The organism is Pseudonocardia humida (assembly GCF_023898865.1).
GTDB lineage: Bacteria > Actinomycetota > Actinomycetes > Mycobacteriales > Pseudonocardiaceae > Pseudonocardia > Pseudonocardia humida.
Window position 1 is genome coordinate 41,589 of record NZ_JAGSOV010000056.1, and the last position, 9,601, is coordinate 51,189.

Annotated in this window: 10 protein-coding genes; 8 read left to right on the forward strand and 2 right to left on the reverse strand. The window is 75.5% G+C overall.

All coding sequences use genetic code 11. From position 1 onward, the window contains the following. Window positions 1-44 precede the first annotated feature (44 nt). The 4 genes from KDL28_RS26600 to KDL28_RS26615 all read left to right on the forward strand — a co-directional run bounded on the left by KDL28_RS26600 (window position 45) and on the right by KDL28_RS26615 (window position 4,132). Entirely contained in the window at window positions 45-1,265 is a 1,221-nt protein-coding gene (locus KDL28_RS26600) for an acyl-CoA dehydrogenase family protein (RefSeq protein WP_252442735.1), read from the forward strand. After that, window positions 1,262-2,371: an acyl-CoA dehydrogenase family protein gene (locus KDL28_RS26605; RefSeq protein WP_252442741.1), complete on the forward strand. Its 1,110-nt coding sequence runs from the start codon at window positions 1,262-1,264 to the stop codon at window positions 2,369-2,371. The genes KDL28_RS26600 and KDL28_RS26605 overlap by 4 nt, the downstream gene beginning before the upstream one ends. Window positions 2,372-2,487: 116 nt before the next feature. Next, the gene (locus KDL28_RS26610; RefSeq protein WP_252442744.1) at window positions 2,488-3,495 is read left to right on the forward strand and encodes a phenylacetaldoxime dehydratase family protein; all 1,008 of its coding nucleotides are present in this window, start codon (window positions 2,488-2,490) and stop codon (window positions 3,493-3,495) included. Window positions 3,496-3,514: 19 nt separating this feature from the next. Beyond that, entirely contained in the window at window positions 3,515-4,132 is a 618-nt protein-coding gene (locus KDL28_RS26615; protein ID WP_252442746.1) for a hypothetical protein, read from the forward strand. 21 nt (window positions 4,133-4,153) lie between these two features. On the opposite strand, the gene KDL28_RS26620 is transcribed toward KDL28_RS26615, so the two are convergent. Both KDL28_RS26620 and KDL28_RS26625 read right to left on the reverse strand, forming a co-directional pair. Then, window positions 4,154-5,737 (reverse strand): FAD-dependent oxidoreductase, encoded by a 1,584-nt coding sequence (locus tag KDL28_RS26620; protein WP_252442748.1) that lies wholly within the window; start codon window positions 5,735-5,737, stop codon window positions 4,154-4,156. A gap of 59 nt (window positions 5,738-5,796) precedes the next feature. Beyond that, on the reverse strand, window positions 5,797-6,051 hold the full coding sequence (locus KDL28_RS26625) for a hypothetical protein (protein ID WP_252442750.1): 255 nt from the start codon (window positions 6,049-6,051) through the stop codon (window positions 5,797-5,799). Window positions 6,052-6,255: 204 nt separating this feature from the next. On the opposite strand from KDL28_RS26625, the gene KDL28_RS26630 reads away from it, so the two are divergent. The 4 genes from KDL28_RS26630 to KDL28_RS42205 all read left to right on the forward strand — a co-directional run bounded on the left by KDL28_RS26630 (window position 6,256) and on the right by KDL28_RS42205 (window position 9,221). After that, the gene (locus KDL28_RS26630) at window positions 6,256-6,846 is read left to right on the forward strand and encodes a QsdR family transcriptional regulator (protein ID WP_252442752.1); all 591 of its coding nucleotides are present in this window, start codon (window positions 6,256-6,258) and stop codon (window positions 6,844-6,846) included. A gap of 38 nt (window positions 6,847-6,884) precedes the next feature. Beyond that, window positions 6,885-8,024, forward strand: coding sequence for a serine hydrolase domain-containing protein (locus tag KDL28_RS26635; protein ID WP_252442754.1), 1,140 nt, complete (start codon window positions 6,885-6,887; stop codon window positions 8,022-8,024). Window positions 8,025-8,238: 214 nt separating this feature from the next. After that, complete coding sequence (locus KDL28_RS26640; RefSeq protein ID WP_252442756.1) at window positions 8,239-8,763, forward strand: hypothetical protein; 525 nt, start codon at window positions 8,239-8,241, stop codon at window positions 8,761-8,763. Then, window positions 8,667-9,221, forward strand: a complete 555-nt coding sequence (locus tag KDL28_RS42205; RefSeq protein WP_372497077.1) for a putative endonuclease domain-containing protein — start codon at window positions 8,667-8,669, stop codon at window positions 9,219-9,221. The genes KDL28_RS26640 and KDL28_RS42205 overlap by 97 nt, the downstream gene beginning before the upstream one ends. The last annotated feature ends 380 nt before the right edge of the window (window positions 9,222-9,601 follow it).

Consider the following 9,601-nt stretch of genomic DNA (forward strand, 5'->3'; position numbering starts at 1 on the left):
TCGGAGCCCGGGTTGCCGCTCGACATCGTGGGAGGACGTCGCGCATGACCGTCGTCGAGGAGAAGGGCTCCGGCGAGTACCGCAGCCGGGTGCGGGAGTGGTTGGCCGCGAACGTGCCGCCCCCGACCGCGGGCCTGCCGCCCGCGGACTACCTGCGGGTGGCCAAGGAGTACCAGGCGGCGCTGTTCGCGGCCGGGTTCGCCGGCATCACCTGGCCGAAGGAGGTGGGCGGGCAGGGTCTCGGGCCGGCCGAGCAGCAGGTGTTCGCCGAGGAGGCCGCCGAGCTCGACCTGCCCACCTACCCGCTGCTGATCGGCATGGGCATGTGCGGGCCCACCCTGGTCGACCTGGGCACCCCCGAGCAGAAGCAGCGCTACCTGCCCCCGCTGCTGCGCGGCGACGAGGTGTGGTGCCAGCTGTTCTCCGAGCCGGGCGCCGGCTCCGACGTCGCCAGCCTGCAGACCAGGGCCGAGCGCACCGACGACGGTTGGGTGCTCAACGGCCAGAAGGTCTGGACGACCAACGCCCAGTGGGCCGACTACGGCGCGGTGCTCGCCCGCACCGACCCTGACCAGGTGAAGCACGCCGGCATCACGATGTTCATCCTCGACATGCACGCGCCGGGCGTGACGGTGCGCCCGCTGCGCGACATGTCGGGCAAGTCTCCGTTCAACGAGGTCTACCTCGACGACGTGCACCTGCCGGCCGACGCGGTGATCGGCGAGGTGGGCCGGGGCTGGCAGGCCGCGGTGACCATGCTCGGCCACGAGCGCGTGTCGATCGGGGCGTCGCGCCCCTCGCGCAGCAGCGCGCTGGGCTTCGAGGCCGTGCTCGCGCTCGCCCGCCGCGAGGGCGCCACCGCCGACCCCGCCCAGCGCGAGCGGCTCGCCGAGCTCTACGCCCACGAGCGCGCCCTGGAGCTGCTCAACGCCCGCATGCGCCAGGAGACCCAGGCCGGGCACCCGCCCGGCGCCCGCGGCTCGGTGGCCAAGCTGGCCGCGGCGGTGCAGCTGCGCCGGGCCATCGCCGTGGCCGGCGAGCTGGCCGGGGCCGACGTCGTGGCATGGGACCCCGAGGACGGCCACGGAGCCGATCTCGCGCGGGGCATCAACTCCGCCCCGGCGTCCAGCATCGCCGGGGGCACCAACGAGGTGCAGCACAACATCATCGGCGAGCGGATCCTCGGGCTGCCCAAGGAGCCGCAGGTCGACCGGGACGTCCCGTTCCGGCAGCTGAGGGTCGGCACGCAGGGGGGCGCGCGATGAGGCTGGTGCTCGAGGCCGAGCAGGAGGACCTGCGGGCCGCGGTCCGCAGGCTGCTGGCCGACCGCTCGTCCCCGGCGGCCGTGCGCGAGGTGATGGCCTCCGAGCGCGGCGACGACCCGGGGCTGTGGAAGTCGCTGGCCGACCTCGGCCTGCTCGGGCTCGTGGTGCCCGAGGACCTGGGCGGCGCGGGTGGCGGGCACGTCGAGCGCTCGGTGGTGCTCGAGGAGCTGGGCCGGGCGCTCACCCCGACCCCGTTCCTGGCCTCGGCCGTGCTGGCCACCGACGCCCTGCTGGCTGTCGACGACGCCGCCGCGCGGGCCGAGCTGCTGCCCGCGCTGGCCGGTGGCGAGCGGGTGGCGACGGTGGCCGTGGCCGAGGGCGGCGCCGCGTGGGACCGGTCGGGCGGCGCCACCACGGCGACCGAGCGCGACGGCGGTTGGCGGCTCGACGGCACCAAGGCCCCCGTGCCGGCCGGTGCGGTCGCCGACGTCGTCCTGGTCTACGCGAGCACATCCGACGGTCCCGGATGGTTCGCCGTCGACGCCGGGGCCGACGGGTTCACCCGCACCGCGCTGACCACCCTCGACCCCACCCGCCCGATGGCCCGGCTGACCTTCGCCGGCACCCCGGCCCGGCGGTTGGCCGCGAGCGACCCGGCGGCCGCGCTCGACCTGGTCGCCGACCTCGCCGCCGTCGCGCTGGCCGCCGAGCAGGTCGGCGTCATGGCGCGGGCGCTGGAGCTGACCGTCGACTACGCGAAGGTGCGGGTGCAGTTCGGCCGGCCGATCGGCTCCTACCAGGCCGTCAAGCACGGGCTGGCCGACGTCTACTCGGCGTGGGAGCACTCGGTCTCGGTGCTGCGCTACGCCGCGTGGACCGCCGACCACGACCGCGCCGAGCTGCCGCTGGCCGCGGCGCTGGCCCAGACCTACGTCGGACCGGCCTGCTTCGATGCGGCCGTCGCCATGGTCCAGTACCACGGCGGCATCGGCTACACCTGGGAGCACGACGCGCACCTGTTCTACAAGCGGGCCAAGAGCGCGCAGCTGCTGCTCGGCCCGCCGTCGTCGCACCGGGCCCGGCTCGCCGACCGACTGGGGGTCTGACCGGCCCACCGGCGTTCGTCCGTCCCGCCACCCCTCTCGCGCCGCCGCGGGAGGGGTGGCAGTCTCGGCGTCCGTGCCGGCAGTCAGCCCCCTGCCCGAGCACCGCTGGAGGTCCCGTGGAGTCCGCCATCCCCCCGCAGCTGAGCGTGCCGCGCGTCCGGCACCCGCGGGTGCCCGACGACTACGAACCGAGGTTCCCCTCGTTCGTGGCTCGACACCGCACCTCGGTCAGACGGCTGGTCATGGCGTACCTGGGCACCCAGGAGGGCCGCTCGCCCGCCTGGCTCGACGCGGCGATGAACGCCCCGGACGGCCCGCGCCACCACGACCGCGCCGTGCCCGCATGGCCCGAGCCGGGCGGCCCGCGCGACGTCGTGGCCGTCGGCTACTGGGACGACACCGCGGCCTTCGACCGCTGGTTCACCCGCCACCGCGAGGCCTGGCTGTCCGGGGGAGCGGGCGACGGGCGCTGGGTCGAGGTGGTCCGCCCGGCGATCGAGCGCTACGAGACGATCTTCGGCAGGCGCAGCCGGCCGGAGGGGGTGGCCGTGCTGGCCGCCGGGTTCAGCGGGCCGGTGCGCGAGCACGGCTACTGGGGCGGCATGCGCGACCGGATGCCCGCCTCGCAGGTCGACCCGTTGCACGACCCCGGGCCCGTGGACGTCGAGCGGCGCGGCGACCGGGTCCGCGTCCGCCCGCGGGGCAGCGTCTGCCTGATCCGCTCCGGGCAGGACTGGACCGACAGCGGCGGCCAGGAGCGCCGGGCCTACCTGGGGGAGATCGAGCCCGCGCTGCGCGAGGGCATGGAGTTCCTGCGCGACCGCGGCCGCGGCGTCGGCTGCCTGGCCAACCGCTACCTGCGGGTGGTCGACGCGGCCGGGCGACCGACCGACCGCAGCTACGGCGTGGGCTGGTGGCGCAGCCTGGCCGACCTGGAGCGCTGGTCGGAGTCCCACCCGACGCACCTGGCGATCTTCAGCGCGTTCGGCAGGCTGGCCGCGGCCCGCCGCGACGGGCTGGAGCTGCGGCTCTACCACGAGGTGGCCGTGGCCAACCCGGACGAGCAGTGGTTCGAGTACGTCGACTGCCACCCGCGCACCGGCCTGCTGGCTGTGGCGGACTGAACCGGTCGGCGGCATCGGCATGCACTTCTACGCGCTGGCGGTCATCCCGCGCGACGGCGACGTCGACCGGCTGGTGGCCGAGGCCCTCGCGCCCTACGACGTCCGCCGCGAGGTCGAGCTGCACACCGGCGCGGACGGCGAGGCGCACTGGTACAACCCGGACGGGCTGTGGGACTGGTTCCAGATCGGCGGGCGCTGGACCGGCGTGCTGTCGGGCTACCGGCCCGAGGACGACCCGGAGCTCATGCGCACCTGCCGCTGGTGCGCGGGCACCGGCCACCGCGACGACGACGTCGGGCGCGAGCGGCGGGCGGCCGACCCCGCGTTCACCTGCAACGGCTGCGACGGCCGCGGCGAGATGCCCGCCTGGCCCACCGAGTGGCCCCGCCACCACGGCGACGTGCTGGACGCGCTCGACGTGCTGGTGCGCATCGCCGACGTGCCGGACGCGGCCGTCCCGTTCGCGGTCATGGTGCACGGCGCCGAGCGGGCGGTGCTGATGGAGCGCTTCGACGGCACCCGCATCCGCACCGAGCGGGACGCGGCGGGGATGCGCCGCGCGCTGGCCGACATCCTGTCGGCGCGGATGGGCCAGGGCTGCGCCGACCGCGTGGTCGTCGTCGACTACCACGGCTAGTGGCCCGCCCTGATCACGCGGTCAGCCCGCCAGGTCGGTGCCGGCCACCCACCCCCAGGTGAGGGCGGAGCCGATGGTGGCGCCGGGGGAGACCGTGCCCGGGCCGATGACCGCGGCCATGGCGTTGCCCGCGGCGTAGAGCCCGGGCACCGGTTGGTCGTCCCAGTCGAGTACACGCGCCGCGGCGTCGGTGCGCGGGCCGCCCTTGGTCCCGACCAGCCCGGCGTGCACGAGCACGGCGTGGAACGGGCCGCGGTCGAGCGGGCCGAGGTTGGGGTGCGGCGCGGTCGGGTCGCCGCCGAGGCGGTCGTAGGGGGTGGTGCCGCGGCCGAACTCGGGGTCGACGCCGGCGGCCGCGGCCGCGTTGAACCGGGCGACGGTCGCGACCAGGCCGTCGGGGTCGATGCCGGCCAGCTCGGCGAGCTCGGCCAGGGTGTCGGCGGTGCGCACCCAGGGCGGCAGCGGCGCGCCCGGAGCGGCGCCGGCCAGCGGGTAGCGCTCGCGGTAGCCCGCGTCCACGACCGCCCAGGCGGGCAGGTTGCGCGGGGCGCCGGTGGCCGGGTCGGTCCCGGTGAGGGCGAGCGCGCAGTTGTGGCTGGACTCGTCGACGAACCGGCGCCCGTCGCGGTTGACCCAGATCGCCCGGGGCAGCATCCGCTCGGCGATCACCAGCTGCGGGCGCGGGACGTCGCTGCCGGGCCAGTGCGCGTAGGGGTCGGCGAGCACGGGCCACGACCAGCTCTCGCCCAGGTGCGCCGGGGCCGCCCCGGCGGACGCGGCGAGGCGCAGCGCGTCGCCGTGGTTGACCGGCGGGGACACCGGGTGGGTGAGCGCGGCGCCGAGCAGATCGGGGCGCAGCCGCGGGTCGTGCTCGAAGCCGCCGCAGGCCAGGACCACGCCCCGGGTCGCCCGGACGTCGCCCTCGGCGGTGCGCACCCCGCCCACGCCGCCGTCCGGGCGGGGGAGCAGACCGGTGACGCGTCGGCCGCGGTGCAGCGAGGCGCCGGCCGCGCGGCAGCCGTGCAGCAGCCCGACGACGAGCCCCGCGCCCAGCGCCACCTGCCCGGCGGCCGCCCGCTCGGCCAGCAGGTCGACGGGCAGCTCGCCGCCGATCATCAGCCCGAGGCGCTCGACCTCGGCGTTAGTCAGCAGCGGCGGGTACGGCGGCGGCCACCCGATCTCCGCCCAGCTGCCCAGCTCACCGGTGGCGACCGGGGCGACGTCGATGTTCCGCCCGCCGCGCCCGTCGGCGAAGGAGTCGGCCGCGTCCATCACCTGCCAGCGGACGGGGGAGTGCCGCTCGACGAACGCCGCCATCCGCGGCGCGGCGAAGACGAACGCGCGCAGCACCTCGGGGTCGCGGCCGCTGGTGTGGGCCAGCAGGTAGGCCAGCACGTCCTCGGGGTCCTCGGCGGGACCGCGGTGGTGGCCGGGCACCCAGGCCTGCCCACCGGACACCCCGGTGGTGCCGCCCCAGCGGTCCTGGGCCTCCAGCAGCACCACCCGCAGACCGCCGACCGCGGCCGCCAGGGCCGCGCTGAGGCCGGCCGCGCCCGAGCCCACCACCACCACGTCGGTCTCGGCGGGAACGTTCCTCTCGTCCATCCGATCATCCTGCCGGGCGGGCGGGACGGGGTCGTGGAGGTTTCGGAACGGGCGCTGCGTCAGGCCGGTGAGTCGATGCGCTCGCGGCACTCGACGCAGCCGGCGCGGCAGCCCGTGCACAGCCCGGTGGTGGGGGTCGGGGGCGCGGCCGCCACCGGGTGGTTCCGCGACAGGCTCCAGCCGAACGCGGCGAGCACGAACGCCACGCTCAACGGGATCGCCACCTGCGACTGCTCGACCAGCGCCCAGGCCGAGAGCACGCCGGCGATGGTGGTGAGCAGGGCGAGCCCGCGGGGGGTGAGCAGGAACGGCACCCGTTGATTCTTCCGGGTGGTCGTTACCGTGTCGTGACGACAACGTAATCCGATCGGGTGTACTACTGCACCGGAAGTGGTGCTCGACTGCGCTCTGTCAACCAGCGGTGGACTGAACGTGTGATCGCGCCTACGGCGCGTCCACGATCGACAACGCAACGTTTCTCTTGTTCGTTGCAACACTCAGTGCATATGGTGCACGACATGAGTGGGACCGCTCACACCGATGCGGACGCCCGCCCGTGCGCCGCCACCGCCCTCCGCCTCGCCCGGCGCACCTTCATGGCCGGCGAGCGCATCGACGCGCAGAGCCTCGCCGCGACCCTCGGCGTCGACCGCACCACGCTCTTCCGCTGGGTCGGCAACCGCGACCAGCTGCTCGTCTCGGTGCTGACCTCGCTGGCCGACCCCACCCTGCGCGACGCCGCGGCGGCCGCGGGCGGCACCGGCCCGGAGCGGATCGGCCGGATCGTGCGGCTGTTCTCGCAGGCGCTCATCGACGCCCCGTACTACCGGGCGTTCCTGCGCCGGGACACCGAACGCGCCCTGCGGCTGATCACGACGAAGGCCAGCCCGCTGCAGCAGCACGTGGTCGCCTCCTTCGAGCGGCTGCTGGAGCAGGAGCGCGACCGCGGCCACCTCGACCCGGCGCTGGACCTGCACGACCTGGCCTACCTGGTGGTGCGGATCGCCGAGTCGTTCATCTACGCCGACCTCATCACCGGCGACCAGCCCGACGCGGCGAAGGCCGAGCTGGCCATCGCCGCGCTGCTGCGCGGATCCGAACGCGCCTGATGTCCCGACCGCGCACCACCCGACGAGGAGGACCGATCATGGCCGAGCTGCAGGGCACCTGCGACGACCGCTTCCGCGCAGTGCGCGCGGTGCTGCAGGACAACATCGACTCCGGTGAGGAGCTGGGCGCCTCGCTGGTGCTGGACATCGACGGCGAGGTCGTGGTCGACCTGTGGGGCGGCTACCGCGACCCCGCGCGCACCGTCGCCTGGGACGAGCACACGATCACCAACGTCTGGTCCTCGACCAAGGCCGTCACCAGCCTGGCCGCGCTGATGCTGGTCGACCGCGGGCAGCTGGACGTGCACGCGCCCGTCGCCCGGTACTGGCCGGAGTTCGCGGCCGCGGGCAAGGAGGGCGTCCTGGTGCGGCACCTGCTGTCGCACACCTCCGGGGTCTCGGGCATGGAGGCTCCCGCCGCGGTCGAGGACCTCTACGACTGGGACAAGTCGACCGCCCGCTACGCCGCGCAGGCGCCGTGGTGGGAGCCGGGCACCGCGTCGGGCTACCACGCCGCCAACTTCGGCCACCTGATCGGCGAGGTCGTCCGGCGGGTGTCCGGGAAGTCGCTGAGGCGGTTCGTCGCCGAGGAGATCGCCGGTCCGCTGGGCGCGGACTTCCAGATCGGCGCGGTCGAGGCCGACTGGGGCCGCGTCGCCGAGGTCGTCCCGCCGCCGCCGGCCCCGTTCGACCTGGAGGCCGCGGGCAAGGACAGCCCGGTCTACAAGACCTTCACCGGCCCGGCGGTGACCGCCGAGTACGCCAACACCCCGGCGTGGCGCCAGGCCGACATGGGCGGGCTCAACGGCCACGGCAACGCCCGCTCGGTGGCCCGGGTGCTGTCCGCGCTCGCCCTCGGCGGCGAGGTCGACGGCGTGCGGCTGCTCGGCCCCGACACCATCGACCTGATCTTCGACGAGCAGGCCCACGGCGTCGACCTGGTGCTCGGCATCCCGCTGCGCTGGGGCATCGGCTACGGACTGCCGCAGGCCGACACCCTGCCCTGGATCCCCGACGGCCGGATCTGCTTCTGGGGCGGCTGGGGCGGCTCGATGATCATCATGGACCTGGACCGGCGCGTGACGATCTCCTACATGATGAACGGCATGGGCCCGGGGATCATCGGCTCGACCCGCAGCGCGGCCTACACCGCGGCGATCTACCAGGCGCTCGGGTAGCGGTCGAACGGCACGTGAGCGGGGCCGAGGCACTGCTGGACCCCGCTCACGTGCCGTTCGAGCGCGAGTTGCGCGGAACGCCCTCGCGACGGCCCACCGTCCGGGAAGCTCGTCGGGGTGACGGGTGCGACGGGCTGGCCCGAGGCGTTCCGCGGCTCGGCGGCGATCGCCGCCGGCGTGGTCACCCCCGACGCCCTGGCACCCCGGACTCCTGGTGTGGCGCGATCGCCTCGACCCCGGCGAGATCGTCGAGGTGGACGGCGTCCGGACGACATCTCCCCTGCGGACCGCGTTCGACCTCGCTCGTCGCGGCGAGTTGGAGGACCGCGTCGTGGCCGTGGACGCGCTGGCCAACGCCCACCGCTCCGCCCCGGACCCGCTGCTGAACTTCGCCGCGTGGTACCGCGGAGCGCGCGGCAACGCCGGGGTGGCCGCGGCACTGGCGTACGCCGATGCGCGGGCGGGTTCTCCGGTGGGGACGCGGTTGCGGCTGGTCGTCGTGCGGGCCGGGTTGCCGGTCCCCGAGGTCCGGTGGGTGGTCCAGGACGAGCGGGCCCGCACCGCCGTCTGGTTGGCCTCGCCTACCCCTCGCACCGGATCGGCATCGAGTACGACGGTGCGGTGCACGCCGACCCGGCTTCGGTGCTGCGGGACATCGGACGGCACACCGCGCTGCTCGACCAGGGGTGGCGAGTCGTCCGGTACACCAAGCACCACGTCCTGCACCGCCCGGAGTTGATCGTCGAGCAGGTCGGGAGCGCGACGGTCGGACCGCAACCACGTTGCCATCGCCGGATCGGCTCGTCATCATCGGGACATGGCCGCCCTGCGCTCGCACCTGGAGCGCTTCTGGCCGTCCCGCCGGGAGAGCGCGTTCGACGAGGCCTGTCGCTGACGCACCGCGTCCAGCCCACCCCGTCCGCCCCTCGCCTCCTGGAGCCCTCCCGTGACGACCCTGCCCACACCCGTCTCGTCGACCCCTTCCCGACCGACCAGGTCGGAGCGCCGCGACGCCATCGGCGACCGACTGCTCGACGCCCTCGAGTCGATCGTCGCCCGGCACCGGTCGCTGGCCTCGTCCGAGCCGGCCGACCTGCACGCCGAGCTGATCGCGGCCGAGGTCGCCCACCAGCTCGCGCTCACCCGCTCCGAGCTGCGCCGGATCCCCTTCCTGCGGTCCGGTGGGTGACCGGATGACTCGCCCAACGAGGGCGGCGCGCCGCGCCACTCGCCCGCCGGTCCGCTGCTGCTCGAGTTGAGCGAGTGGCGCTCTCGCCCGACGAGGCCGGCCCACCGCGCCACTCGCTCGCTTGGCGGGACGAGAGTCGCGTTCGCTCCGCCGGGCGCAACGAAAGCCGCGCTCGCGCCCCGGGCGAGGCGGCGCGCAGCGCCGCGAGCCGGGCCGAGCCCCGGGGGGGGCGCCGCGCCCCCCCCCCCCCCCGGGGGGGGGGGGGGCCCCCCCCCCCCCGGGGGGGGGGGCGCCCCCCCGCCCCCCCCCCCCCGCCGGAGGCGCCCTGAACAGTGACTGTCCTGGGCGACGTGCCCAGCTCCGGACGCGGGAAAGGCGGCGCCTGCGC